25 protein-coding genes, 4 tRNA genes and 2 pseudogenes are annotated in these 25,983 nt (G+C 63.6%); 16 read left to right on the top strand and 15 right to left on the bottom strand.

Annotated features, from left to right (window positions below):
• Positions 1-39: 39 nt before the first annotated feature.
• Positions 40-321, bottom strand: coding sequence for a hypothetical protein (locus A9W99_RS11660; protein WP_067377236.1), 282 nt, complete (start codon positions 319-321; stop codon positions 40-42).
• Between A9W99_RS11660 and A9W99_RS11655 the strand changes: the two genes are divergently transcribed.
• The gene (locus A9W99_RS11655; RefSeq protein WP_253869747.1) at positions 307-1,131 is read left to right on the top strand and encodes an alpha/beta fold hydrolase; all 825 of its coding nucleotides are present in this window, start codon (positions 307-309) and stop codon (positions 1,129-1,131) included. The genes A9W99_RS11660 and A9W99_RS11655 overlap by 15 nt on opposite strands.
• 133 nt (positions 1,132-1,264) lie before the next feature.
• Here the strand turns inward: A9W99_RS11655 and A9W99_RS11650 are convergent, their stop codons facing one another.
• From A9W99_RS11650 to A9W99_RS11640, 3 genes are all read right to left on the bottom strand, one after another.
• Positions 1,265-2,812, bottom strand: coding sequence for a serine/threonine-protein kinase (locus tag A9W99_RS11650; protein WP_082929962.1), 1,548 nt, complete (start codon positions 2,810-2,812; stop codon positions 1,265-1,267).
• A 217-nt stretch (positions 2,813-3,029) separates the two neighbouring features.
• On the bottom strand, positions 3,030-3,359 hold the full coding sequence (locus tag A9W99_RS11645; protein ID WP_156623063.1) for a hypothetical protein: 330 nt from the start codon (positions 3,357-3,359) through the stop codon (positions 3,030-3,032).
• Positions 3,360-3,502: 143 nt separating this feature from the next.
• Entirely contained in the window at positions 3,503-3,856 is a 354-nt protein-coding gene (locus A9W99_RS11640; protein ID WP_067377224.1) for a hypothetical protein, read from the bottom strand.
• A gap of 843 nt (positions 3,857-4,699) precedes the next feature.
• Between A9W99_RS11640 and A9W99_RS11635 the strand changes: the two are divergent.
• Positions 4,700-5,199: pseudogene (locus A9W99_RS11635) on the top strand (nitroreductase/quinone reductase family protein).
• Positions 5,200-5,313: 114 nt separating this feature from the next.
• Here the strand turns inward: A9W99_RS11635 and A9W99_RS11630 are convergent.
• From A9W99_RS11630 to A9W99_RS27755, 3 genes and pseudogenes are all read right to left on the bottom strand, one after another.
• Positions 5,314-6,828 carry an adenylate/guanylate cyclase domain-containing protein gene (locus A9W99_RS11630; RefSeq protein ID WP_067377221.1) on the bottom strand — a complete coding sequence of 505 codons (1,515 nt, stop codon included), beginning with the start codon at positions 6,826-6,828 and terminating at the stop codon, positions 5,314-5,316.
• 135 nt (positions 6,829-6,963) lie between these two features.
• Positions 6,964-7,773: pseudogene (locus A9W99_RS11625) on the bottom strand (adenylate/guanylate cyclase domain-containing protein); the annotation flags it as partial.
• The gene (locus A9W99_RS27755) at positions 7,698-8,021 is read right to left on the bottom strand and encodes a P27 family phage terminase small subunit (protein ID WP_371514950.1); all 324 of its coding nucleotides are present in this window, start codon (positions 8,019-8,021) and stop codon (positions 7,698-7,700) included. The pseudogene A9W99_RS11625 and the gene A9W99_RS27755, both read right to left, overlap by 76 nt.
• Before the next feature lie 245 nt (positions 8,022-8,266).
• On the opposite strand from A9W99_RS27755, the gene A9W99_RS11620 reads away from it, so the two are divergent.
• The 3 genes from A9W99_RS11620 to A9W99_RS27750 all read left to right on the top strand — a co-directional run bounded on the left by A9W99_RS11620 (position 8,267) and on the right by A9W99_RS27750 (position 10,122).
• Positions 8,267-8,953 (top strand): hypothetical protein, encoded by a 687-nt coding sequence (locus A9W99_RS11620; RefSeq protein ID WP_156623062.1) that lies wholly within the window; start codon positions 8,267-8,269, stop codon positions 8,951-8,953.
• Positions 8,954-9,595: 642 nt separating this feature from the next.
• Positions 9,596-9,970, top strand: coding sequence for a tyrosine-type recombinase/integrase (locus A9W99_RS27215; RefSeq protein WP_156623061.1), 375 nt, complete (start codon positions 9,596-9,598; stop codon positions 9,968-9,970).
• Entirely contained in the window at positions 9,865-10,122 is a 258-nt protein-coding gene (locus tag A9W99_RS27750; protein WP_067377215.1) for a tyrosine-type recombinase/integrase, read from the top strand. Before A9W99_RS27215 ends, A9W99_RS27750 begins: the two co-directional genes overlap by 106 nt.
• A gap of 44 nt (positions 10,123-10,166) precedes the next feature.
• Here the strand turns inward: A9W99_RS27750 and A9W99_RS11610 are convergent.
• From A9W99_RS11610 to A9W99_RS11600, 3 genes are all read right to left on the bottom strand, one after another.
• Positions 10,167-10,240: transfer RNA gene (locus tag A9W99_RS11610), tRNA-Phe, on the bottom strand.
• A 26-nt stretch (positions 10,241-10,266) separates the two neighbouring features.
• Positions 10,267-10,343 (bottom strand) — tRNA-Asp (locus tag A9W99_RS11605).
• A 36-nt stretch (positions 10,344-10,379) separates the two neighbouring features.
• A tRNA-Glu gene (locus A9W99_RS11600) sits at positions 10,380-10,453 on the bottom strand.
• Between the two features lie 125 nt (positions 10,454-10,578).
• Here A9W99_RS11600 and A9W99_RS11595 point away from each other — a divergent pair.
• Positions 10,579-10,654: transfer RNA gene (locus A9W99_RS11595), tRNA-Lys, on the top strand.
• A 114-nt stretch (positions 10,655-10,768) separates the two neighbouring features.
• Here A9W99_RS11595 and A9W99_RS11590 read toward each other — a convergent pair.
• Positions 10,769-11,179, bottom strand: coding sequence for a nitroreductase family deazaflavin-dependent oxidoreductase (locus tag A9W99_RS11590; protein ID WP_067377212.1), 411 nt, complete (start codon positions 11,177-11,179; stop codon positions 10,769-10,771).
• Between the two features lie 311 nt (positions 11,180-11,490).
• Here A9W99_RS11590 and A9W99_RS27605 point away from each other — a divergent pair, with 311 nt between their 5' ends.
• Positions 11,491-13,758, top strand: coding sequence for a serine/threonine-protein kinase (locus A9W99_RS27605; protein ID WP_082929953.1), 2,268 nt, complete (start codon positions 11,491-11,493; stop codon positions 13,756-13,758).
• A gap of 22 nt (positions 13,759-13,780) precedes the next feature.
• The gene (locus A9W99_RS11580) at positions 13,781-14,593 is read left to right on the top strand and encodes a TIGR04255 family protein (RefSeq protein WP_067377205.1); all 813 of its coding nucleotides are present in this window, start codon (positions 13,781-13,783) and stop codon (positions 14,591-14,593) included.
• Between the two features lie 5 nt (positions 14,594-14,598).
• On the opposite strand, the gene A9W99_RS11575 is transcribed toward A9W99_RS11580, so the two are convergent.
• Positions 14,599-15,501 carry a class I SAM-dependent methyltransferase gene (locus tag A9W99_RS11575; RefSeq protein WP_067377202.1) on the bottom strand — a complete coding sequence of 301 codons (903 nt, stop codon included), beginning with the start codon at positions 15,499-15,501 and terminating at the stop codon, positions 14,599-14,601.
• 122 nt (positions 15,502-15,623) lie between these two features.
• On the opposite strand from A9W99_RS11575, the gene A9W99_RS11570 reads away from it, so the two are divergent.
• From A9W99_RS11570 to A9W99_RS11560, 3 genes are read left to right on the top strand one after another with little or no spacing between them, the layout of a single operon-like run.
• Entirely contained in the window at positions 15,624-16,151 is a 528-nt protein-coding gene (locus A9W99_RS11570; protein ID WP_067377199.1) for a nucleoside deaminase, read from the top strand.
• 13 nt (positions 16,152-16,164) lie between these two features.
• Positions 16,165-16,536 (top strand): metalloregulator ArsR/SmtB family transcription factor, encoded by a 372-nt coding sequence (locus A9W99_RS11565; RefSeq protein WP_067377196.1) that lies wholly within the window; start codon positions 16,165-16,167, stop codon positions 16,534-16,536.
• A gap of 44 nt (positions 16,537-16,580) precedes the next feature.
• Complete coding sequence (locus tag A9W99_RS11560; RefSeq protein WP_067377191.1) at positions 16,581-16,784, top strand: zinc transporter Slc39a7; 204 nt, start codon at positions 16,581-16,583, stop codon at positions 16,782-16,784.
• Positions 16,785-16,794: 10 nt separating this feature from the next.
• Here the strand turns inward: A9W99_RS11560 and A9W99_RS11555 are convergent, their stop codons facing one another.
• Positions 16,795-17,826 (bottom strand): oxygenase MpaB family protein, encoded by a 1,032-nt coding sequence (locus tag A9W99_RS11555; protein WP_067377188.1) that lies wholly within the window; start codon positions 17,824-17,826, stop codon positions 16,795-16,797.
• 67 nt (positions 17,827-17,893) lie between these two features.
• Between A9W99_RS11555 and A9W99_RS11550 the strand changes: the two genes are divergently transcribed.
• From A9W99_RS11550 to phoU, 5 genes are all read left to right on the top strand, one after another.
• The gene (locus tag A9W99_RS11550) at positions 17,894-18,535 is read left to right on the top strand and encodes a TetR/AcrR family transcriptional regulator (RefSeq protein ID WP_067377187.1); all 642 of its coding nucleotides are present in this window, start codon (positions 17,894-17,896) and stop codon (positions 18,533-18,535) included.
• Between the two features lie 126 nt (positions 18,536-18,661).
• Positions 18,662-19,678: an acyl-ACP desaturase gene (locus tag A9W99_RS11545; protein WP_067233010.1), complete on the top strand. Its 1,017-nt coding sequence runs from the start codon at positions 18,662-18,664 to the stop codon at positions 19,676-19,678.
• A gap of 17 nt (positions 19,679-19,695) precedes the next feature.
• A complete protein-coding gene (gene dusB / locus A9W99_RS11540) occupies positions 19,696-20,829 on the top strand; it encodes a tRNA dihydrouridine synthase DusB (protein ID WP_067377179.1) in 1,134 nt (377 codons plus the stop codon).
• Between the two features lie 183 nt (positions 20,830-21,012).
• The gene (locus A9W99_RS11535; protein WP_067377176.1) at positions 21,013-23,181 is read left to right on the top strand and encodes an LCP family protein; all 2,169 of its coding nucleotides are present in this window, start codon (positions 21,013-21,015) and stop codon (positions 23,179-23,181) included.
• A 66-nt stretch (positions 23,182-23,247) separates the two neighbouring features.
• A complete protein-coding gene (gene phoU / locus A9W99_RS11530; protein ID WP_067377173.1) occupies positions 23,248-23,904 on the top strand; it encodes a phosphate signaling complex protein PhoU in 657 nt (218 codons plus the stop codon).
• A gap of 118 nt (positions 23,905-24,022) precedes the next feature.
• Here phoU and pstB read toward each other — a convergent pair whose 3' ends face one another.
• Together pstB and pstS are read right to left on the bottom strand one after the other, a co-directional pair.
• Complete coding sequence (gene pstB, locus A9W99_RS11525) at positions 24,023-24,799, bottom strand: phosphate ABC transporter ATP-binding protein PstB (protein ID WP_067377170.1); 777 nt, start codon at positions 24,797-24,799, stop codon at positions 24,023-24,025.
• A gap of 60 nt (positions 24,800-24,859) precedes the next feature.
• Complete coding sequence (gene pstS, locus A9W99_RS11520) at positions 24,860-25,960, bottom strand: phosphate ABC transporter substrate-binding protein PstS (RefSeq protein ID WP_067377167.1); 1,101 nt, start codon at positions 25,958-25,960, stop codon at positions 24,860-24,862.
• Positions 25,961-25,983: the final 23 nt, after the last annotated feature.

Genomic DNA, 25,983 nt, shown 5'->3' with positions numbered 1-25,983 from the left:
CTCCTACGGTGAATCTTGTTGCATCACTTACGATTTCAGTTAATTCCAGCAAACCTTCACATTGCGCCGCAATTGGGTTTGTTTCAGGTCGCATAGATAGAGAGCCAGCGACCGCGCCGGTCCGTCGCCCGTCGCGGATTTGGTAAACACGCGCGGCTTATGCGCGCGCCAGCCGCACGGGCGCTGATCGCTGCGGCCGACGAGGTAGACGCGCTGGGTGACGGGTGAACTGCGGGCTGTGTCGGTGTCCGGCCGGGCTAGATCGGCCAGGCTCCACGCGACCGCGTGGACGTCAAGGTAGCGGAATTGGAATTCGTTCAAGTCGAGCGGGTGGGTTTGTGTCAAACTTTTGCCGTGACTTCGGAGTTGTCGCCTCTTGTACTCATGCATGGCGGGTCCTGGTCTGGAGATCAATGGCGGGATATTGCGCCGCTGCTATCTGCCCACCACGACGTATACACACCGTCAGCCCTCGGTCATCGTGGGGGGCCAGTTGTGCAACGGCGACCTGTCACGATTTGGGATGTAATCGATGAGTCCGAACGCTACCTCGACGAACGCGGACTAGATCGGCCGCATTTAGCGGGCCATTCGATGGGTGGATTCGTGGCACAAGAATTGGCGCGCCGCGGTCGCGCCGCATCCGTCTGCGCATTTTCACCGGGTGGATTGTGGTCAGACGATCTGCGGGCTCAGGTCGCGAAGCGGCTGCGACGGCAGTTCGCGGTAGGCCGCTTGATGCGCCCCATTACCCGACTTCTATTAAAATCGCCGGGGATGCGCCGACATTCGTTGACCGATTTGACGCTGCGCGGAGATCGACTCAGCTACGAGCGAGCCATCGAAATTACCGAAGTGTCCCTTGCATGCACCATCATCGGCGACATTTTCGACAACGCCGACGAACAAGTCGCACCGATGGATCCCCTGCCGTGTCCAATCACCATCGCCTGGGCCGAAAAAGACAGGATTCTCCCAGTCGAGCTTTGTGAAGCTATCGCCCGCGACCGCCTACCTCGCGCGACCTTCACCATCCTGGCCGGCCTCGGGCACACTCCGACGATTGACGATCCCGAGCTTGTCGCGAGGACCATGCTCGCCGTCACCGGCGCAGCGACGAAGGGGCACTAGAGCCGAATCGGTCGGATGTGCGCTTGGGTTCATGCCACCACGTGGACTCCAAGATGGCAGATTTTCGCCGACGTAAATGCCGGGCTGTCAGGCGACTGCGCTCGACGAGCACCGACGGAAGCGCGGTTAGGAATCAGGCGGGTGCTGGTAACTTGGGTTCCGTTTCCGATGAAGTAATTGTTGTCATTCGTGTGATCCACCACCTAGATTTGTGCATCTGCATAATTAGCCGGTAGGAGAGATACATGATTTTAGGCTGTGTCGTCGGCGAAGTGGTGGTCGTGTTGGTGTAAACGATTACTGTAGCATCTGAGCCATCAAACGACTCGATCCCGGCTCCCAAGACTTTTGTTGTAGTGGTGATCTTCGCCTGTTTGTTGGGCGTAGCTATTTGCTTAACGAACTGCGAATACTTGGCACGAAAATCATCAGAAAGATATTTCCCCGCCCGGTCGGGCAAACCATCCAAGTCCTCTGGCGTATATGCCCACATAGCGTTAACTGCTTCTGCCGCTGTTCGGATGGCCGCTTCCTTTGCATCCGCGGCCGCTCGGTCGGCGAGGTAAAGCCGGCCCGTTACCCCGGCGAATACAATCGCCGCGAGGCAAAGCAGCGCTGGCACAGCCAATGCAATCACTCCGCGCCGGCTCACTTTTCGGCGCCACCAGCGTGCCCGTCGCGGTGTGCTCGGCGGTGAGGACGGAGCGACCAGTGGCGACCGCTGCTTAGCGCCTGCCTGGCGGGCATCGGCAGTCCGCGGGGCGGCCGGGTGATCCCTCGGAGTGTTGGGACGCGCCCGCTTGGCAACAGGACCCACGGACTGTTGGTTGGATGGCTGTGTCGGCTCTCGCGTTGGTCGCTGAATGGGCGTGGTTATCGCGTCGCGGGCTGCGTCGGCTAACTCGACCGTGGTCCCATACCGAATGTCGGGGTCTTTGGCCATCCCCTTGGCGATCACCGCGTCGAACTGTGCAGGCACGTTGTGTTGTGTGATCGAGGGTCGTGGTGGCGGCGCGTGGAGGTGTGCGGCGACCAGTTGCGGCATGGTGTCGCCGGGGAAGGGTGGGTTGCCGGTGAGGCATTCGTAGAGCACGCAGGCCAGCGAATAAATGTCGGCGCGGGCGTCTTCGTCGGCACCGATGGCTAAGCGTTCTGGGGCAATGTATTGGAACGTGCCGATGGCGCTACCGGTTTGGGTCATGCGGGTCTCGCCGATGGTGCGGGCGATGCCGAAATCAATCAGGTAGGCGAAGTCATTCTTGCCGAGCAGGATGTTGGAAGGTTTGATGTCGCGATGTAGCAGACCCTCCTCATGGGCGGCATGCAAGGCTTCAGCGATCTGGCCGACGATGTGCACCGCCCGCGGAGGTTCCAGCGGGCCGTCGGCCAACACAGCGGCGAGGTCGCGGCCTTTGATCAGGCGCATGTCGAGGTAGAGGCGGCCGTCGATCTCGCCGTAATTGTGAATCGGGATGACGTGCGGGTCATTCAACCGTGCCGCTGCGTGTGCTTCCCGTCGGAATCGCCGCTTAAAGTCCTCGTCCTCAGACAAATTCGCGGGCAACACCTTGATGGCCACGATCCGGTCGGTTTCGGTGTCGTGGGCGCGCCAGACCTCGCCCATGCCGCCCTCGCCGAGAAGCGACTGCAGCCGGTAGCGCCCGAATTCCACCTCGTCCATGGCAGGGCCTTCCGCCATCCACCCAGGTGGAAAATGCTACCGACGCGGAGGCGTGATTGTGTGGGTTTGGTATGAGCCACTGCCATTGCAGTATGCGTGTCGGCAGCCTCCTCGAAGCGCATCCGCCACTGCTACTGATGGGAGCGCCCCACCACGCCCGCTCGTCAACCTAATCAGTTCCAGGGCATGGTGTCATGGCGCCTAATGGGCGTCAGGGTTAACTCCTGAACGCCGATACAAGCAACAACAGCAGGTAACCACCAGCACCTACTATGAGGGCCAAGCCGATCACGAGTTCGACCCAGTCCTTCGTGGACACTGTTAGTTTGTCGTTCAGCTCCTTCTCGTAGGAATACGATGAGCTGGAAGACTTTCCGTGACTGGTTACTCTGCAGAAGTCGCCAGGATGCATGACTTTGTTGTCGCATTTGATCACGGGATGAGGGTCGGGATGTGTGCCCTCCCAGCCCTCTTTCGTCAGGAAAATTCCAACACCTAGTAGAACGAGGGCCAACATAATGCCGCCGGCGCTACCCTTTATTCTCAATTCATCCCCCTACTAAAGTTCGCGGCCCTTTAGGTAGCCTCCCGACGGCTGTCCTCGTGTTCCATGTGGTACCGCGCGCGGCGCACTAAGCGCTTCGCAGGACACTTACCCCCGGCACAGAGTCAATACACGTGTTTTGACAACTAGCGGCTTCGTTCGGCACCTACCACGGAGACCGGCCAGCACCTCCAGGTGATGCCGGAAGTTCCTTCAGGGGCTTCGGGGGGCCAGACGTCGATGGTGAACTCGCCGGTCACCGGATCGCGGCGCTCAATGTCTGCATCTCTTCCACCGCCCCCTAGCGGACCCCACTCACTGCGAGCTTCCTCCAGGAATTCCTCGGTGGCGTCGATATGCCCGATAGCGGCGTAGAACAGTTGCACGCCGGTCTCGGCTACCTTCATCAACTGCTTGCAGCTGGGTCGCCGGTCGCCATCGCGATCTGCCTGGATGATCTCAAGGAACGCACCGACCGGCAGGCGGGGAGAGGTGCTCACCGAACGCGTATGCGGCTTCCCACTTCTTCAAGTGCTAGGGCTGGTCTGGATCGTCGCTTGCAGGGATCTGCTTCCCCCGTTAGCCTTTCGGCCGTCCTGCACCGATCTGAGCAACATGGTGGCATTTCCAACACTCGACCTGTTCCTCTTGTTCTGGCACGTTTTGAGTCGCGTTGCACCGGGGACACTTGAACACCCGCATGCCAGCCGGCGCCGCTGTAGGCGCTATTGCGCAGAGCAGTATGCCGAGGATTCCCAACAAGAAGCCAACAACGAAGAACGAAAGCTGACTCCGGTTCTTTGAGGGCGCGAAGGTGCTGCTGACGATCCCGCAGATCACCGCACTGATGAGCCAAACAGCAAAGATTTCCATAGAGCGGTGGATCCTCCCCAGTAGTACCGCCGGTCATGTTAGATGGCACTGGCAATAAGGGTGGCAAAATTGCGGATCGGCCGGGGGCGGTTGATGCCGGGTGGCTGAGGCTTCGCTCACTTAGCTCTCGCCGGTGACGCGTTCGACCAGCGCGAGCGTTCCCATTCGGCAGCTGTGGTTTCGGGCACGGTAAACGTGTGGCCCTTGACTTATGGCTCGTAGTTGTAAACAACCCGCCACCTGTCGCAGACGCGAACCATGACCTGCTTGTCAGTCAGGTTTTCTCCAGAATCACGATCAGCTGGTGGGTAGGACGGACATCAAATTGATGGCGCGCGGTCCAGTTCGAGGCGGCGGGTTGAGACCCGCCAGAGTCCAGGCGACGACGTGGACAACGCTTTCGCTTTCGTTGGTCGATGTGCCCGGAAGGGCGCTTGAAAGAGCTGGACGGAAGGCCGTGTGTGCGCTCCATGCCGCTGCGGTATGTCGATCCTCACCGAAGGCGCGGCCCGGTGTATAAGGCCATGGTGCGCTTCGGGCGTTCTCGTGCAGGACAGTTATACATCCGCCACCTGGCCGCTCGCATCGACCCGTGGCTGTACGCATAACCGGCGGGCGCTTCGCTACCTCGTTCGGGACGGTCGTGACCGCCCCACTCAAGGCCACCGGTGCTAACTCGGGTCAGCCCCGAGAGGTACAGATTACCTACTTCCACGACGGTCACGATGCGATCGCAGTTGCCTCGAATTACGGTGGCGCCAAACACCCACAGTGGTATTACAACCTCATCGCACATCCTGAATATGAACTGGGAGGCGAGAAATTCGTGGCGACCGAGGTCACCGATTCGGACGAGCATGCACGCTTGTTCGCGCTCGGCGACAAGGTTTACGCCGGGTGGCGCGACTATCGCGATAAGACTGCGACGGTCGGACGTCAAATCCCCATCTTTCGGCTCAAACACCTCTAGAGGTTGTCTTCACCCGGTGTGCGGGCGGGGCAGAGTCGAGGCGACCACGCGGGAACCAACTACCAGAACTCGGCTCAGAATCGACCGCCTAGGCGCGTCATCTTGTTCAGAAAGCTAGCGCCAGGCTCCTGGTTCGAGGCCGAACAGCTGCATTGCGGCTGACTTTCCCTTCAGGGCGTGGGCGCCCCGGTCTATGAGTTCTGGCGAGCGGCCGTCAAGGGCGTCGACGGTGTGGTGGGTGAGAAGGATTGCGTCGCCGGTCGTTTTGGTGAGCTGCTCGACGCGCGCAGCGACGTTGACGGTGTCGCCGATCAGGGTGAACTCGAGCTTGCCGCCACCGCCGATCGTGCCCGCGATCACGGCACCGGTGTTGATCCCGATGCCGATGCGAAGCTTCCCTTCGAACTGATCGGTGACGAGGCGCTGGATCAGCACCGCAGCGTTCACTGCGGCGTCGGCATGATCGGCGAGGTCGTTCGGGGCGCCGAAGACGGCCAACGCGCCGTCGCCGAGGAACTTGTTGACGTGCCCACCTGCATCCACCACGACGGGTACGACGATCTCAAACAGCGCGTTGAGGCGTGCGACGGTGTCCTCGGCGGTGTTGGTTTCGGCGAAAGGGGTGAAGTCACGGACATCGACAAACATCACCGTCACCTCGCGGCGCTCCCCGGTGAAGACATCATCGCCCTGCTCCAGCAGCCGAGCGGCGAGAGCCGGGTCGACGTAGGTCCCGAATGCCGCTTGAAGTCGTTGCCGCTCAGCCAAACCGGCCTGCATGCGGTTGAATGACGCGGCGAGCGCGCCGAGATCATCGTCTTGAACCACCGGCAGACGTTGGGTGAAGTCACCGGCCGCAACACGGTCAGTTGCTTCGGCAAGGTCACGAATGGGGCGAAGAGACGGCGCAACGATGACGCCAACTGCGACCGGCAACCCGAAGCCAAGCGTCAAAACAGCCCCAATCGCGACGCAGAGCACCGGAGCGTCCGTGACGCGACCCAACACAGTGCCGCACAGTGCGCCGAATACAGCAAACATGAACACCGAGGCCGCCATCGAAAGGCCCAACCAAGCAGCGAAAGTCGGACGGCTACGCGGCAGCGAGTCCCCGATACCGGAGTCCCCCGCGAGGGCGGCCCTAGCCGGTCGCAACACCCCTTCCGGAAAAGCGTGCATAGCGTTCAACGCCGACGCTGCTCCTAGCGCGGCGCCCAAGATCCCATACTGGACCAATCGCATCCCGCTTGCGCCGGCGATCACACCGACAACCACCAAGAGCAGGGCGGGCCAGACAGTCATTAAAACGCAAGTTCGGGCACCAATTGCGCGCCCCCAGGCGTACGTGTCTTGCAGCGTCCCTGCGCGATCGACTTCGCGGCCCGCCGCCCACTCTTGCGCACGGCGGAAGCGCCGGTTACCGGTAAACATCGCGACGGACACCATCACCACCACCGCGATACCCGTCACAACGAGCGCCTCGACGTAGTGGCTAGATCTCTCGGAAGCCACGACCAACAACGACCAAATAAGGTAGACCGGCAAGACCGCGGCAAACATCACTACCCAGCCCACCGACGAATACCTCGCCCCGTACCGATCCCACGCCCACTGCCAAAAGCGATCCATGTCGGGAGACTAAAGCGGCTAGCCGCCTAGCGGTTGCACTTCGCCGTGCGGCTCGGGAACGTCGCGGTCTGCTGCCAGCGATGGACGTGGCGGATGCGCCGGTAGATGAACGCCGCGAGCTGACCCCACCTACCGCTACGAGGAAGCGACCGCGAACAGGCGCCATTCGCCGGGCACGCCCTTGAGTGAGTGAGCGCCGCGCTCATCGAACTCAAGCCCTGATCCGATGACGAGGTCGCGCAGTGTGCTGGACACGAGCACCTCGTTCGGCCCTGCCAAGGCGCTCACGCGCGCGCCGATATGCACGCCGATCCCACCAATGTCGTCGCCGCGGACCTCGCACTCGCCGGTGTGCAACCCGGCGCGCACCTCGATGCCGAGCGCCTGCACCGCGTCGCGAATCGCCATGGCGCAGCGGATCGCTCGCTGCGGGCCGTCGAACATCGCCAGGAACCCGTCTCCCGAGGTGTTCACCTCGCGGCCTCTGAAGCGGCTGAGTTGTGCACGGACGACGGCGTCGTGCGCGTCGAGCAGCGCATGCCAGTCACGATCGCCCATCTCCGCGGCCCGTCGCGTCGAGTCCACGATGTCGGTGAACAACACCGTGGCCAGCACCCGATCGTCGGCCACGTCGGGCTGCTCGCCGGTAAGGAACTCGGCGACCTCCTGGAAGGATGCGCGCCAAGGTTCAACAAAGTGGTACATGTTGCGGCCAGGCAGCTCAACATATTTCGCATCCGGTATGTGATCGGCGACGTACTTGCCCATCGCAGGCGTGATGAGTGCATCGTCGGTGTGCTGGACGACCAGGGTTGGCACGCGGACTGTCGGTAGGACCACCCGCACGTTCGACTCGGCCGCTAGCGGAATCATGAGAGTGACGGTGGCTGGGCTTGCCGCGAGACGTTCGTGTCGTGCCCACGTGGCTCGGATCTCTTCATTCCACAGGCGAAGCAGTATGCGGCCAACACGCCCAGGTCAATTTCCTTAAGCAGACGCAGCGCATCGAGGTCGGGGACAGTCTTGTCCCACAACGCCCTAGCCTCATCCGGCAGCCAATGAGGTGCCGCCGGCGCCTGCCTTTCGAACGCAGGCGGCTTCGCAACCGGCCGCCCGCCGCTGTCGCGGCCCTCCGACCGTCCTCGCAAAATCTTCAGCGCCGCTGGCGCCGGCGCCGGACCACACTTACCCATTCCAACCTCCTTGCAGCTAATTATGGCACTCAGTGCCATAAATGACTGTCGAAACTTCCGCGCATAGCAAGAGAGCTGCGGCGCCGGTCGCGCACCGGGTGGTATGCACGATGGGTACCCACCCCCCCCGCCTATACGCGCAGGTCAGAGTTCCTTCCCGCTGGTTTCTGCGGGCCAGCACGAACCCTACACACTTTTCGTACATTCCCGCGATTTATGGGTGTTTATGGCCTATGCTGCGTGTCATGCCGCAATCCGATGCCTCTGAGCAGCATGACTGGAAAGAACCGCCGAAGAACTGGGCCGAAGAGCAGGCCCATCGGACCGCCATGGAGATACGCCGGCTGCGGGGGAAGCGGTCGGCCCAATGGCTGGCAACCCGGACTGCGGAACTCGGCTCCGAGGTAACCCGGTCAGTTATTTCCGATCTTGAGATTGGCCGTAGACGGTATGTGACCACGGCCGAGCTGGTCGTCTTGGCGCTCGCGTTGGGCACCGCTCCGCTCGCCCTGCTGTACCCGGCCCCCTATCGGGATAAGATCCGGGCATTTCCAGGCCAGCCGGAAGTGACCAAAATATGGGCGGCACAATGGTTTTCAGGGTCAGTGGATGATCTGGACCTTGTCGAGATGCCATTGGTGGACCAGCGGAAATATCACTCCCACCTTCTCGCCCTCGAGCGGGCTCGCAAGGCATTCACACTTGACGAACGCAAACAGAAACTAAGCGCACGACTTGCGGTAAGACGCCGAGCCAAGAGGGACGGCCATGCCGATGTAACTGACGACGAGATCGACGACATGGTCGCGGAAATCGACGACTTGCAGAACCGGATCGACGAACTCTGGAAACTCGGCAGCAGGGATCTTGATGTGAAGCTTGTCGACCAACTCTCCGGCGGTCAAGGCAAGGGCCGGCGCGGTGGCAGGTAGGCCGCCGCTGCGGAGCAGTTCGCACGGCAAGATCACTCGGACTCAAGTAGAGCCCGGCGTGTGGGTTGCGCGTTGTCGCTTCCGCGACCTCGATGGTGTGACGCGACGCATCGAACGCATGTCACCGGTGGGAATGTCCGACGAGTACGGGGCGCGCGGAGGAAGCATTAAGAGACGCGCTCGCAGCAAGGCGACCACCCGGCAGCGGAAGCATCAGCGGCACAACGGCACTCGGGAACCTGCTGACGAGGTACATCGAGCGCTGCCGCCAGGACGGCGAGCTGGCACCTAAGAGCGTCGATACCTATGCGGCGACAATAGAGAAGGTGCGGCCTCGGCTGGCCGACATTCGGGTCCGTGAGGCGACGCCGGGCCTGCTGGACGAGATCCTGCGCGGCATCCGGCGTGACCATGGCGCGACTCGTGAGCGACACACAAAAGTCGCGTTGAACGCGGTTCTTACGAACGCGGTGTTGGCGGGTGCGATCGCATCTAACCCGGTGCGAGAGCTCGGTACGCGCCGCAAGCGGAAGGCGGACGGCAGGCCGAAGGGTGCGCCGGCGCTTGGGGTCGAACAGGTGCGTGCATTGCTAAGCGGTCGGAGAGTCGGAGGCGTGCCAGGAGAAGGATTTACGAGATCCGGTGGTGCTCCTGGCGGCAACCGGACTGCGGCGATCCGAGCTGCTGGCGTTGCGGTGGGAGGACGTCGACCTCGACGGCCGGGTACTGACCGTTTGCAGCTCTGTTGTTCGACTCAAGGGTCAGGGATTAGTGCGGCAGGACACCACCAAGGGTGGCGGAAGCCGATCGGTGCCGCTGCCCCGCTTCGCGGTCGACGCGCTGCACCGTCGCAAAGGTGAGCAGCCCGGCCCGAATACAGCCGGGGTAATCTTCCGTCCTCGACAGGGACGCTGCGCGACCCGGACAACTTCGGTAAGCAGTGGCGTGAGGTTCGCGATTCGCTTGGCTTACCGGATGTTTCATCTCATAGCTTCCGCAAGACGGTGGCGACACTGATCGACGACAGTGGGCTGTCGGCCCGAGTCGGCGCGGATCAGCTCGGCCACGCGCGGCCGTCGATGACGCAGGACGTCTATATGTCTCGCGGCCAGGTCCACACCGAAGTGGCCCAGGTGCTGGATCAAGCGATCGGTATAAGCGGTGAATAAACGTCAAGTGATGCCGGGAACTGAGGCGGAAATAGCCTCTGACGTGGCCAGGGGCGGGATCGAACCGCCGACCTTCCGCTTTTCAGGCGGACGCTCATACCGACTGAGCTACCTGGCCGGAAGGCAGCGTGTGCCTCGCCGTGCTGGCGACCCTGACGGGACTCGAACCCGCGACCTCCGCCGTGACAGGGCGGCGCGCTAACCAACTGCGCCACAGGGCCTTGCTGTCGTTCCGCTCCACGTTCCCGCGTCACGGGTACCCCCTACGGGATTCGAACCCGCGTTACCGCCTTGAAAGGGCGGCGTCCTAGGCCGTCTAGACGAAGGGGGCCAGAACCGAATCTCTCCGGGGCACTCGCAACGTGGTCACCGTTGGGAGCCACGTCAGCTTAGGTTACCGCAGCCCCAATCCTCAAACGAGCATCGCTCGGCAACCCAGTATCCTTGAGTCTCCGCGCCCCTATAGCTCAGTTGGTAGAGCTACGGACTTTTAATCCGCAGGTCCCAGGTTCGAGTCCTGGTGGGGGCACCAGGCGCAGGCACCAGGCGCACTGAAGTCAGACGTTTCCGGCGAGAGTCCGGGCGGTGAAATCACCGGCGGGCTCACGTCCACCACGTCCACATGAAGTCAGGCTTGCGAGCACCGTCAGCTGATGTCCGCGACGAGCACAGCCATCCGGCGACCGCCGACGCGGGCAATCCATGGCAGGCCTTCAACGCGCTCGCCTGCAGGGATTACTCGGGGATTGGTGATGTGCAGGTCATGCGTCGAGCGACGCACGTCGGCCTCACGTGCAGCAAGAACGTTTTTGACCCAGTCGGTTTGACCGTGGCCCAGCAGAATCGCAAGGACGCTTTGCCTTCGGTAAGCCTGAACGACGGTCTCATAGGTCCTGCCAGACTTGCGACCCCGGTGATAGACCACTGCGAACGTCGGCAAGAAGCGCGCGAACCGCCGTGCCACGGGATTCATGTACTTCATCTGTAGGCGGTCCACCCAGGCTGGGAAGAGCATGGGCATGCCTGGCGCGTTATTCGGATGATTCTTGACCGGCATCGAGACTCCGTTCTGAGCGCAAAGTATGCGGTACCGCGGGTATCGCTTGGTACCTCACCGTACCAGAGCGTTAGTCATGCAGCCAGCGCCAAGAGCAGCACCCTCCGGCGCGTGGACCCAGGCAACCGGGCACGCTCAAGCGCGCCAGAACCACACTGTGGCAAACGCCAACTGTCTCCGAAAAGCACGACCAGCACACCGGGCGCGGTTGGCAGCCAGCGGTTTAGGATTCCCCTACATTGTCCGGGCGCGCAATCGAAGCCCACCGGACGGTGGCCGATGAACGGGTGCCCGGACACAGGAGAGCGGCAATGACCGATGCAGGGCCGGAACGGGGGACGCAATTCGGGCCTTACCTACTCAGGCGGCTGATCGGCAGCGGCGGCATGGGAACCGTGTACGAGGCCCAGGACACGGTCATGGACCGAGTCGTCGCGTTGAAACTGATCGCGGGGACCTACGCGCAGGATCCGGACTACCGACAGCGGCTCCAGCGCGAAGCCCGAATCGCCGGACGACTGCAGGACCCGCACGTGGTTCCGATCCACTCCACCGGCGAGATCGACGGACAGCTCTACGTCGATATGCGGCTGATCAACGGCATCGACCTGGACACCATGTTGAGGCAATCGGGGCCGATGCCGCCGGCAAAGGCGGTGTCTGTGGTGCGCCAGGTCGCCTCGGCACTGGATGCCGCCCACGCGGCCGGGGTGCTGCATCGGGACGTGAAGCCGGGAAACATCCTGATCACCGCCGACGACTTCGCCTACCTCGTGGACTTCGGGATTGCCAACGCCGCAACCGAACAGAAGTTGACCCAGGTCGGCGACACGCTCGGAACCTGGACCTACATGGCCCCGGAAAGGTTCAGCGGCGACGAAACCAGGGTGACCCCCAGCGCCGACACTTATGCCCTGGCGTGCGTGCTGTTCGAAGCTCTTACCGGATCGCCGCCATTTTCCGGCGACCGGGCGAGTCTGGTCGCCGCGCATCTGACGCACCCGGTTCCACGTGCGAGTCAGCGGGTCGGACTCCCGCCGCAACTGGACGACGTGATTGCGCGCGCCATGGCCAAGCGGCCCGAAGAGCGATACGCGACGAGCGGCGAGTTCGCCCGAGCGGCGGAGGCGGCCGTCGCGGCCCTGGGCTCCCCGACGGCCAGCTTCAAGGTGCCGCAGACCGTTGCGCCGCCCACCCCGACGCAACACACGCCGCCACCGCAACACATGCCGCCGCAGCACACGCCTCCCCCGCCACCCCACTGGGGGCCGCCCTCCGCTCCTACCCAGTACGGTCCGAGCACCGGCCCTTTCGGTCCCCCGACCGGGCCACCGTGGCCACCGCAGGCACCCCGAAAGCGGGGCCAGTGGATTCTCGTCGCGGCGGCAATCGTCCTCGTCGTCGCCGTGGCGGCCGGACTCGGCATCTGGAAGCTGACCAGCAAATCCCCACACACGCAGAGTGTCGATCTGAGCAAACTCGACGTGGGGCGCTACGGGACGAAGCCACGGCCCGTGCCGGGGCCCACCACGAAAGAGGAAGGCCTGTTCCTGGAGTCGTTTCGCCTCGTCGAGGGCATCGCCAATCCCTACGATGTCGACCCGTTGCTGGATCACGTCTATGGAAATGCGGTCGTCGATCCGAAGACCGCCGCCACCTCGATCGCCGGTACCGGAACCCCGCTGGTGCAACCAGTGCTGGAAAAGTACGGCATGATCACCGCCTATCTCGTCGAGGGGATTTCAAAGCGCCTCGTCAACTTTTCGCGTGAGAAGTCCGGAGACTTCCTGATGGTCATGTTGACCAGCTTCCCCAACGAAGACTCGGCGGCGCGCGCCGCTACAGAGATGGATGCCGTCGACTTCGCGGTAAACCCCGAAAACCGGGCGGCCACCATCCCGGGATATCCGAAGGCCAAGTCGCACTACCGGCCCGCTTCCCCGTCGATCGCGGCGACCATGGCCTCGGGCAGGGTGGTCGCGTCGATCGCCGCGCGCAGCGACTCATCACCCAATTTGGACTATTTGATCCAGCGGGTGAAACGCACGTTGGACCTGCAAACACCCCTCATGGCCAAGCTGATTCCGGGCGTCGAAGCCGGACTCACTTCGCTACCACTTGATCCGGACAACATGCTCAGCCGGACATTTGTCGCCGGCGAGCAGCCGAAAGTGTCGGTCAACTTCGGAAGCATCGGCCCCCGTGCGGCCGGCCTGTGTGCCGACAGCCAGGCCCGGAAGGACGGACTGTTCAACCAGGCAGGGATCGACCGCTGCGCCTTCAGTACCGACGGTCAACTGATTCGGGCCAAAGACGATGACGCGGCGAAAAGCCTTGTCCCCAAGCTGCTCGAGGCCGCCAGGCAGGAATTCATCGACCACGATGTGCCCGCGCCGGACGCTCTCCAGGACGCCCGATGCGTCGAGCAGAAGGAACCAATCTGGGCTGACAACGCCAATGCTCGCTTCGTGTGTTTCGTGTCGTTCGGGCGCTACGTCGCCACGGTTTGGAGCAACGAGGAAAAGGACGCCCGTCAACGTGCCGCCGCCCAGTACGCGATACTGGTCAACAGCGCCTGATCGACTCAGCCTGGTGGCCGCTATGCTTCCCGAAATGAATCCCGATGAGGTAAGCCCAACCGCGCCCATCGCCCTGGTCACGATGGAAATCCGGCACCCGGTAACGGATTCGCTCACCGAGTCGTCGCGCTCCGAGGTCAAACGTCTACTGGTCGATCAACTGCCGATCGAACGTCAGGCCCAGGACGTCGGTTGGGGAATTGCGGCCCCCGGTAGCGCCCCACAGCCAACAGCGGAGCGGTTCATCCGTTATGTCAACCGCGACAACACGGTCGCCGCTTCGCTGAGAGGTCAGGCCATCGTTGTCGAGACCACCGCCTACGACAGCTTCGAGACGTTCCTTGAGATTGTGATGCGGGTTGTCGACGCGCGTGCACAAGTCTCTTCGATCGTCGGCATGGAACGCATCGGCTTACGTTATGTGCTCGAAATCCGAATCCCGCCAAGCGAAGGTGGCCGCATCGCGTGGAGTGACTCGATCAACGCGTCGCTGCTCGGACCGCAGGCCATCGCTCCGGCAGGCATGCTGCTCACCGAGTGGCAGGGCGCCGCGGTCTTTCGCGACCCGCAACCGAACAAAGCGGTCATCGTGCGCTACGGCCCGGGAATCGGTCAGGCGCTCGACCCGAATTACCACCTACGCCGCGCCACGGCGGTTCGGCCCGGACCGTATTTCCACATCGACATCGACAGCTTCTGGACGCCCGTCGGCGCGATTCCCGAATTCAATCGGGATGCGCTGGTGGCGATTCTGCAAGATTTGTACGTTCCGGCTCGCAGCGCGTTCCACGAGATGATCACCGGCCGCCTGAAAGACGGCTTGTTACAGCAGTAGGCTTTTCACGTGTCACCCAGCACTGCGCTGCTATAGGTTTGATCGGCGAAGGCCGACGCTATCCCGTCGACGGGATAGGTAAAACCGTTGGCCGCGTGCAACTCTGCCGTCGTACGCGACGACGTCCGCCAGCCACGCTCGTTGAGATATTCGATGACGTGCCCGCGATGGCCGTGGTAGACCAGATCGTTGAAGTCGACCTCGAACCCGAGTTCGGCCATCCGATCGTAGTGGTCGCGCCACAGGTCTTGCGTGAAAACCGTGGTGTCAGGCACGAATTCGAAAGCAAGCCGGCTACCGGGTGCGCTGAGCTCGGTGATGTTGTCGAACAAGGCGTCCAGGGCATCTTCGGGCAGATAGACCAGCAAGCCCTCCGCACTCCACACCGAACGCGCCTGCGGATCGAATCCCGCCGACCGCAGTGCTGTCGCCCAGTCGTCGCGCAGATCGATCGCCACCGTGCGCCGCTCCGCCGTCGGCTCGGCACCGAGATCACGCAGCGTCTGTGTCTTGAACTCGATCACTTCCGGCATGTCCACCTCGTAGACCACCGTGCCCTGCGGCCACGGCAGCCGGTAGGCGCGCGCGTCGAGGCCCGACGCGAGGATCACCGCCTGATCGATACCGCTGCGGGCCGCGTCGAGAAAATGCTGATCGTAAAACCGCGTACGGCAAGCCATCCCGCGGGCCATGCGTTCCGGGTCGAACTCCGAGCCCTCCCCGCGCGGGATCTCACCATTGACCAGCCGGGTATAGACGTCGATGCCCACGGCACGCACCAGCGCCGCCGCATACGGGTCTTCGATGAAGGCGTGGTCGGTGGCCAGCGCCCGCTGGGCGGCGACCATGGTCGCCGTCGCTCCCACACTCGTCGCGAGATCCCAGCGGTCACGATCGGTGCGCGCCATGCCTGCTCCGTTCACGTCACAAAAAGATAGATTATCTAGTTAATAGCACACCGCACTCATCCACGGGACTAGCGTTTCGAGGTATTCCATTTCATACGCCCGGAGGACCCCAGGAGGTCGAGGTGGACTTTGCTCAGCGGACCATCGACCTTGCTCGCCAGAACGTCGCCGAGGGTGGTCGGCCGTTCGCGACGGTGATCGTCAAGGACGGCGAAGTCCTCGCCGAGAGCGCTAACAAGGTCGCCCAGACGCACGATCCGACCGCTCACGCAGAGATCCTGGCCATCCGTGAGGCCTGCACCAAACTGGGCACCGAACACCTGGTCGGCGCCACCATCTATGTGATGGCGCACCCGTGTCCGATGTGCCTGGGCTCGTTGTACTACTGCTCGCCCGAGGAAGTCGTCTTCCTGGTTGAGCGCGAGTCGTACGAGCAGTACTACCTCGACGACCGCAAGTACTTCGAAGTCGCCACCTTCTACGACGAATTCGCCAAGAAGTGGGACCAACGCCGCCTGCCGATGCGCTATGAACCCACAGACGCCGCGGTGGACGTGTACCGGTTGTGGAACAAGCGCAATGGCGGCGAACGCAGATCCACCGTGGTTCCGCCGGTTGAAACTGGCACTGGCATTGCCACGGAGCTTTAGCTACTATCTGCGTATGCATGCAGATAATGCAGATCGACTGCCCGCTGACCAGGCCGGTCTGGTGGTCGAGGTTTTTCGCATGCTGGCCGACGCCACGCGTGTGCAGGTGCTGTGGTCATTGACGCACCGAGAGATGTCGGTCAATGAACTCGCCGAACATGTGGGCAAGCCGGCGCCGTCGGTATCCCAGCATCTGGCGAAGCTACGGATGGCACGGTTGGTGCGCACCCGCCGCGAGGGAACCACCATCTTCTACAGCCTGGAAAACGACCATGTGCGCCAGCTCGTCATCGACGCCGTCCACAACGCCGAGCACGCCGGCCCAGGAGTACCGCGGCATCACCGCGCCGACGGCGGACTTCAGGCCGTCACCGATGCCGGTTGAGTGATCTTGCACTCGCACAACACATTTCGCAGGAAGGAAACAACATGACCGAGCAGCACGCCCACGATGCACCGCACGCGCACGAACACCACCACGGCGACGAGGCGCACACGCACGCCCACACCACGCATGACCACGAGCACGTCGCGCATGAGCATTCGCACTCACACGACGACGGGACCGAGCACACTCACGAGCACGTGCATCAGTCCGGCCTCGAAGACATCCACAACCACGCCCACGGCTGACGCGGGCGGCTCAGACCTGCGGGCAGTAGTGCTTCAGGTTGTCGCGCTCGTCGAGCGGCGGCAGGTTGCGCGCAGGCGTCTGCACCAGTGGTTCGTCGGCCGGGATTCGACCCGTCGCGCGATCGAAGCCGGCGCGGGCCCGGGGGTGCTTTCGGTACCGGAAGGGCACGCAAGCAAAAATCACGCGCACGATGCCGCCGAATCGGCGGTGTAGCCATTCGTCGCGGCGCGACCACTGGTAGCCCATCAGCTCGCGAACCGGCGGATCGTAGAGGCCGACGGTCAGCCAGACGAAGAACGGCGCCAGCAATTTGCGCTGAGCGGCCCACAGCTTCTCCGGAATCCATTGGGCAAACGGAGGTTTGGCCAGTTCCGTGAGGTCGAGCACGGCGCGTGCCGCGAAGTTGTCCTCCAACACGTTGCGGCACATGTGATCCCAATAGACCTGAAATTCCTCCCAGGACGCCGGCACCGGCCGCATGCTCATGCCGTACATGCGATACCACTCGACGTGCTCGTCGAACAGCCGGCGCTTCTGCGCTTCGTTCAGTCCGCCGCAGAACCGCTCGGCCACATGAATGGTGCCGACAAAGAAGGTGGCGTGCGCCCAGTAAAAGACGTCGGGATTCAACGCGTGGTAGCGGCGGCCCTGTTCGTCGACGCCCTTGATGGCGGTGTGGTAGTCACGGACCTCGGCGCCGGTAGTCGGAGCGCGGTCGCCGTCGAACACCACTCCGCCGATCGGATACAGCGACCGCATCAGCCGCGGCCAGCGTTCGCGGAAGAACGTCGAGTGATCGATTACCGCCGCGCCCAGCTGCGGGTGCATGTTCTGCATGGATCCCGCCCACGGCCCCTGCAGCATGCCGCGCCAGTCGCCGAAGTAGCGCCAGGTCAAAGAATCCGGCCCGAGCGGGACCGGCGGTGCGTCATAACCGAGGGGCGATACCGGACAGCCGCCCGCCACGTCCCTTGCCTCTGGGCGGTCGGCACCAGCTCTGGTGCTGGTCAGCGGGCAGGCTGCGGACGTATCTTGAGTCACTGGTCAATTCCCGGGGATGTCGGTGATTCTGACTACATGCGTTGTCACTTTGTAGCTTAGGAGCGATGTGCAATCCGGTCAACGACGGGGCCGTTGGTCCGGCGTCCCGCTGGAGAGTCGCCTGGCACTTCGCCGCGACGATCTGCTGGCCGCCGGCGTCCAGCTGCTCGGCGGTGACGCAGGACCCGCGCTCACCGTTCGGGCGGTGTGCCGCAAGGCCGCGCTGACCGAGCGCTATTTCTACGAAAGCTTCTCCGACCGCGACGAATTCGTCCGGGCCGTCTACGACGACGTGTGCGCGCGCGCAATGGCGACCCTGACCTCGGCGAAGACGCCTCGGGAAGCCGTCGAGCAATTCGTCGCGCTGATGGTCGACGATCCGGTGCGCGGACGTGTGCTGCTGCTGGCCCCGGCGGTCGAGCCGATACTCACCCGGTCGGGCGCCGAGTGGATGCCCAACTTCATCGAGTTGCTGCAACGCAAGCTGTCCCGGATCGGCGACCCGGCGCTGCAGAAATTGGTCGCCACCAGTCTGATCGGCGGCCTTACCGGTCTATTCACGGCTTACCTGAATGGGCAGCTGGACGTTACCCGCGAACGATTCATCGACTATTGCGTGGACATGCTGATGAGCACGGCCGCTGCCTACGTTCCCCGCCGTGAGCTGCGAAAACTCGATCAACCGGTGCGGTCCGCACCGCGCGACTGAGCCTCGTCCGACACGTGGACTCCCGGCGATTTGATGTTCGCCACGCCGAGGCTCGGAAACTTGATGCTACTGGGATACACAGATATATTGACTGCAACCATCAGACACAGATAACTGGAGGACGCCATGTCAGCCCAGCTGACTGACCTGCAGCTGTTGCATGAACTTGAACCGGTCGTCGAGAAGTACCTGAACCGGCACCTGAGCGTGCACAAACCGTGGAACCCGCACGACTACATCCCGTGGTCTGATGGGAAGAACTACTACGCGCTGGGTGGCCAGGACTGGGACCCCGAGCAGAGCAAGCTGTCCGACGTCGCGCAGGTGGCGATGGTGCAGAACCTGGTCACCGAGGACAATTTGCCGTCCTATCACCGCGAGATCGCGATGAATATGGGGATGGACGGCGCGTGGGGACAGTGGGTCAACCGCTGGACCGCCGAGGAGAACCGGCACGGCATCGCGCTGCGCGACTACCTGGTGGTGACCCGCGCGGTCGACCCCGTCGAGCTGGAGAAGCTGCGCATCGAGGTGGTCAACCGTGGCTTCAGCCCGGGCCAGAACCACCAGGGCAACTTGTTCGCCGAGAGCGTCACCCACTCCGTCCTGTACGTGAGCTTTCAAGAACTGGCCACCCGGATTTCGCACCGCAATACCGGCAAGGCCTGCAACGACCCGGTCGCCGACCAGCTGATGGCCAAGATCTCGGCCGACGAGAACCTGCACATGATCTTCTACCGCGACGTCAGCGAGGCCGCGTTCGACCTCGTGCCCAACCAAGCGATGAAATCACTGCACCTGATTCTGCGGAACTTCCAGATGCCCGGTTTCCAGGTACCCGAGTTCCGACGCAAAGCCGTCTTCATCGCCGTCGGGGGGGTCTACGACCCGCGGATCCACCTCGACGAGGTCGTGATGCCGATACTGAAGAAGTGGCGCATCTTCGAGCGCGAGGACTTCACCGGTGAGGCAGCCGCGTTGCGCGACGATCTAGCCGTGCTGATCAAGGACCTCGAGATGGCCTGCGACAAGTTCGAGGTGTCCAAGCAGCGCCAACTCGACCGCGAAGCCCGTACGGGCAAGAAGACCACCGCGATGGAGCTGCACAAGACTGCAGGCAAGCTGGCGATGAGCCGTCGGTAACCCGACGCGAAAAAACCTTGCGGATCGGTCGGATCACACTAGCCAGCCCGGTGGTGCTGGCTCCGATGGCCGGTGTGACGAACGTCGCATTCCGGACGCTGTGCCGTGAGCTGGAGCAGTCGAAGGTCGGTACCGTCAGCGGGCTTTACGTCTGCGAAATGGTCACCGCGCGCGCGCTCGTCGAGCGGCACCCGGTGACCATGCACATGACGACGTTCTCCCCGGACGAGTCGCCCCGCTCGCTGCAGCTCTACGCCGTCGACCCGGCCACCACGTACGCGGCCGCCAGGATGGTCGCCCAGGAAGACCTGGCCGATCACATCGACATGAACTTCGGCTGCCCGGTGCCGAAGGTGACCAAGCGCGGCGGTGGGGCAGCGCTGCCGTACAAGCGGCAGTTGTTCGGTCAGATCGTCGCCGCCGCCGTCCGCGCCACCGAAGGCACCGATATCCCGGTGACCGTGAAGTTCCGCATCGGCATCGATGACCACCACCACACCCATCTGGACGCCGGGCACATCGCCGAAGCCGAAGGCGCCGCCGCGGTGGCGCTGCACGCCCGGACCGCGGCACAGCGCTACTCCGGGACTGCCGACTGGGACCAGATCGCCGCGCTCAAGCAGCACGTGCGGACGATTCCCGTGCTCGGCAACGGGGATATCTACGACGCCAGCGACGCGCTGACCATGATGGCCGCCACCGGATGCGACGGCGTGGTCATCGGGCGGGGCTGCCTGGGTCGGCCGTGGTTGTTCGCCGAGCTGTCGGCGGCGTTCACCGGCAGCCCGCCACCTACTCCCCCGACGCTGGGCGAGATCGCCGACATCATCCGCCGGCACGGCACGTTGCTGTCCGAGCATTTCGGCGAGGAAAAGGGCATGCGCGACATCCGCAAGCACATCGGCTGGTACCTGCACGGCTTCCCGGCCGGGTCGGACTTACGGCGAGCACTGGCGCTGGTCAAGACGCTCACCGAACTCGACTCGCTGCTGGACCGGCTGGACCGCAGCATCCCGTTCCCCAGTGCCGCGAACGGACCCCGTGGTCGGCAGGGTTCACCGGCCCGCGTGGCGCTGCCCGCAGGTTGGCTCGACGATCCCGACGACTGCACGGTGCCCGCCGCGGCGGACGTCATGCACTCGGGTGGTTGAACCGAAACACACTCGAAATCGCGTATGCGCCGATAACTCAGTACGATGTGAGCCTTGCTGCATTGCGTTTCGGTTGCGGTAGTGCAGGCGGCGATGTTGACCCAGTCTGGGGCCGGCACTGCAGATGACCGCAGCAGTTGGTACCACTGACATCCGCATCAAAGTTTCGGAGGCCGGCTGGACATGGGTGACGGCGAGTACGACGCCACTCTTGGCCGTCGGCGCGCATCCGGCGCCGGCAGCAATGGCCAAGGGATTACGCCCAATCCGCGGCGAGCGCTGGGCTCCGCGCCGTGGGAGCGGTTCTCGACCCCGGAACCCGACAACGGCGCGCACCTATGGCAGCCTGAGCCGCCCGGCAAGCATGCGCCCGAGCCACTCATCGAGGACGCCGTCGATCCACGGCCGGAGCCCGCGCCGCATACGGAAAGAACCGCTTCGCACGCCAACGGCGCAATCAGCGTCGCGGACCTGATCGCCAAGGTCGGCGCCCCGCCGCCGGACCGGCCAAGCCGACGTCACGTCGCCCCGGATACCGATTCCTCCGATCACGAGGATTCCTCGCCCGATGACGACGCCCACTACGACCAAATGCTGAACACGCAGGTCATCGACACCCCGGCGTATTCACTAGAGTTCAGCTCTGAACTTTCCGAGCTCGGCACGGCCAACTATCCGACCGACGACGACTTCGAAGCCGACTGCGCACCCGCCGAGCCCCCTGAGAAACTGGACGGGATCGGCAGGACGTCGGCAACCTCGGCGTCCGAGGCCCCTGCCGGCAAGCCCAAATCCCGTCGGCCGATGTTGCTGGCCGGGCGTTCGCTGGCGGCGGTGTTCGCCGTGCTGGCGCTGGTCATGACCGGCTCGGCATGGCATTGGAGCAACTCGAAGAACGACCGCCTCAAAGCCGTCAGCGCGCTCGACCCGCATTCCTCGGACATCATCGACCCGGATGGGCAGTACGGCGACGAGAACTTCTTGATCGTCGGAATGGACTCCCGCGCCGGGGACAACGCCAACATGGGCGCCGGTGATGCCGATGACGCCGGTGGTGCCCGGTCGGACACGGTGATGCTGGTCAACATTCCCGCCAACCGCCAACGGGTGGTCGTCGTCTCGTTCCCGCGCGACCTGGCGATCACGCCCATGCAGTGCGAAGCGTGGAATCCCGAAACCGGCAAGTACGGACCCATCTATGACCCGAAGACCGGCAAGACGGGACCCCGAATGGTGTACACCGAGACCAAGCTGAACTCGACGTTCTCGTTCGGCGGTCCCAAATGTCTGGTGAAGGAAATCCAGAAGCTCTCTGGGTTGAGCATCAACCGGTTCATCGCCGTCGACTTCGTGGGTTTCGCGCGAATGGTCGAGGCACTCGGTGGCGTGGAGGTATGCAGCACCACCCCGCTGAAGGACTACGAACTCGGCACGGTGCTCGACCACGCCGGACGGCAGGTGATCAACGGGCCAACCGCATTGAACTACGTGCGTGCCCGGCAGGTCACCACCGAAAGCAATGGCGACTACGGCCGCATCAAACGCCAGCAGTTGTTCGTGTCGTCACTGTTGCGAACATTGATCTCGTCGAACACGCTGCTCAACCTCAACAAACTCAACAACGTCGTCAACATCTTCATCAGCAACAGCTACGTCGACAACGTCAGGACCAGAGACCTGGTCCAGCTGGGTCAATCGCTGCAGCACATGGCTGCCGGACACGTCACGTTCGTCACCGTGCCGACCGGGGTGACCGACCAGAACGGCGACGAACCACCACGCACGGCCGACATGAAGGCGCTGTTCGCGGCCATCATCAGCGACGACCCGCTGCCACTGGAAAACGATCACAACGCCCAGAGTCTGGGCAGAACGCCGACGACCGCACCCAGTACCAAGAAGGCACCGCCACCCAGCGCGACGCCCGAAGGCCGCCGCGAGCAGGTGATGACGACCTCGCCACGCGAGGTCACCGTTCAGGTCTCCAACTCGACGGCGCAGGCCGGATTGGCCGCCATCGCCAGTAACCAGCTGCGGCGCAACGGCTTCAACGTCATGGCACCGGACGACTATCCGAGTTCGCTGGGGACCACCACGGTGTTCTTCTCTCCCGGCAACGAACAGGCGGCCGCCACAGTGGCTTCGGCGTTCGCCACCTCGAAGGTCGAGCGGGTGACCGGCATTGGGCCCGTCGTTCAGGTAGTCCTCGGTCCGGACTTCAGCTCGGTGACCGCACCCCCGCCCAGCGGCTCGTCGGTCACCGTCCAGATCGAGCGCAACTCGAGCAGCCCGCCGACCAAGCTGCCCGGGGACCTTGCGGTGACGAACGCCGCCGACACCACTTGCGAGTAGGCGTTTCAAAGCGTTTCAGAGCCGCCTGACCGCCCTTTCCGACGTCGAGAACGTAGGCTTTACCCCATGCGGACCGCGTACCATGAGCAACTCTCGGAATTGTCCGAGCGGCTCGGCGAAATGTGCGGCCTAGCGGGGATCGCGATGGAGCGGGCAACCCAAGCCCTGCTGCAGGCCGATCTGGTGCTGGCCGAGCAGGTGATCTCCGACCACGAGAAGATCGCTGCGATGAGCGCCCGCGCCGAGGAAAGTGCTTTCGTCCTACTGGCTTTGCAGGCACCGGTCGCAGGTGATCTCAGATCCATCGTCAGCGCGATCCAGATGGTGGCTGATATCGACCGGATGGGCGCATTGGCCCTGCACGTCGCCAAGATCGCCCGACGGCGCCATCCCCAGCATGCGTTGCCCGAGGAAGTCAACGGCTACTTCGCCGAAATGGGCAGGGTGGCAGTCGAATTGGGTAACAGCGCGCAAGAGGTGCTGTTGTCGCGGGATCCGGAGAAGGCCGCCCGGATCCGCGAAGAAGACGATGCGATGGACGATCTGCATCGGCATTTGTTCAGCGTGCTGATGGACCGCGAATGGCGGCACGGCGTCGCCGCGGCCGTCGACGTGACGCTGCTGGGCCGATTCTACGAACGATTCGCCGACCACGCCGTCGAAGTCGCGCGGCGCGTCATCTTCCAGGCGACCGGCAAGTTTCCGGAGGAAAGCAGCGGCTAGCCCTAAGGCGAGCTGGGGGCACTCCCCTACCTGCGGTGTGGGCCCACCCGCTTGCGAGCAGACGTAAAATCCCCCGACACGCCGTGCGTGCGGGGGATTTTGCGTCTGCTCGCCGGAGTTAACCGAAGCGGCCGGAGATGTAGTCCTCGGTGGCCTTCTGGCTTGGATTGGAAAAGATCTTCTCGGTCTCGTCGATCTCCACCAGCCGCCCTGGCCGCCCAACCGCTTCCAGGTTGAAGAACGCCGTGTGGTCGCTCACCCGGGCGGCTTGCTGCATGTTGTGCGTGACGATGACGATGGTGTAGTTCTGCTTGAGATCACCGATCAGATCCTCGATGGCCATCGTCGAGATGGGGTCAAGGGCGGAGCAGGGCTCGTCCATCAGCAACACGTCGGGCTGCACCGCGATCGCCCGTGCGATACACAACCGCTGTTGCTGCCCGCCGGACAACCCGCCGCCCGGCTTGTGCAACCGGTCCTTGACCTCGTCCCAGAGGTTCGCGCCGCGCAGTGAGTACTCGGCCGTCTCGTCGAGCACTTTGCGGTTGCGAACGCCCTGCAGCTTCAAGCCCGCTACCACGTTGTCTCGAATTGACATGGCCGGGAACGGGTTCGGTCGCTGGAACACCATCCCGATCGCCCTGCGCACCCCGACCGGGTCGATGCCAGGGGCGTAGATGTCTTCGTCGTCGAGCAGCACCGAGCCCTCGACCCGGGCGCCGGGTATGACCTCGTGCATCCGGTTGAGCGTGCGCAGCACGGTCGTCTTGCCGCAGCCCGAGGCGCCGATGAAGGCCGTCACGCTACGCGGCAGGATCGACAGCGACACATCCGAGACCGCGTGAAACGCCCCGTAGTAGATGTTGACCTGCTTGAGGTCCAGCCGCTTAGCCACTCACTGCTCCTGCCCGTGTCCGCACCGCCTCCATCGGGGAGGCCGCGCAGCATCATCTGGTTATTGCATTGCGTTGATCGCGGTGACCAGACGCTCCTTGACCTTATCGGGCAGCGGAACATAGCCGTGTGAGGAAAGGCCGCTCTGACCGTCGTTGGCGGCCGCGGTGAGAAAGGATTTCATCGCCACCGCGGTGTCCGCGTCGTACCCCGCCGAGCACACGATCTGGTAAGTCGCAAGCACAAACGGGTAAGCGTTCGGCTCGTGAATGCCATAGACCGAGTACAGGTCGAGCACCAGATCGTTGCCGCTCGCCACGAACTTGGCGGCGCTGGCGCCGTTGCGGGCGGTGTCGTTGGTGAGCGGGACCGCGCCGCTGCCGTTGTCGATCTGGGCGTACGGCACGCCGGCCTGATCGGCGAACCCCTTCTCGACATACCCGATGGTCCCCGGGGTGGCCCGCACCGCCCGGATCACGCCCTCCGAGCTGGCGACGCCCTGGCCGGCGCCGCCCTGGAATTTGGTGCCGACACCCTGGGTCCAGCTCTGTGGTGCGGCGACGGTCAAATACCTCTGTAAGTTGTCGGTGGTCCCGGACGGATCAGTCCGATAGATCGGCGTGATCCTGCCGTCGGGCAGCGGAACGCCACGGTTGAGAGCCGCCAGCGTCGGATCGTTCCAGCTCGTGATCAGGCCGCTGAAGATCTTGGCCAGCGCGTCGCCGTTGACGACCAGCGTCGCGACGCCGGGCAGGTTGTAGACCAAAGCGACCGGACCGAACAGGAGCGGCAGGTCCCACGCGGGGTGTCCGTTACAGCGTTTCGCGGCCGGAGCGATTTGCTGTGAGACCAGCGGCGAGTCCGCCCCCGCGAAGTCGACGTGGCCGGCGATGAACTGCTCGCGGCCCGAACCGGACCCGCTGGCTGTGTAGGACACCTTCTTGCCCGGGCACAGCTGGCTCCAGGCTTGGTTGAACAGCTCGATCGCGTTCAGTTGGGCGCTCGACCCCTCTGCCGACAGTGCACCCTTGCCGCCACAGTCCACCGCGGCGGTGTGTCCTCCCGAGTTGGCCGACATCGAAGCACCGCGACGGTTGCCGCCGCCGCAGCCAGTCAGCAGCACACCCGTGACGACGCACGCGGTGACCACCAGCGCCACCATCCTCCGCACCCTGTCGAGCCTTA

It is taken from the genome of Mycobacterium sp. 1164966.3, from assembly GCF_001665395.1.
In the GTDB taxonomy this organism is placed as follows: domain Bacteria; phylum Actinomycetota; class Actinomycetes; order Mycobacteriales; family Mycobacteriaceae; genus Mycobacterium.
The sequence above is the reverse complement of the archived record's forward strand: the minus strand, read 5'-3'. Positions and strand labels throughout refer to the sequence as shown.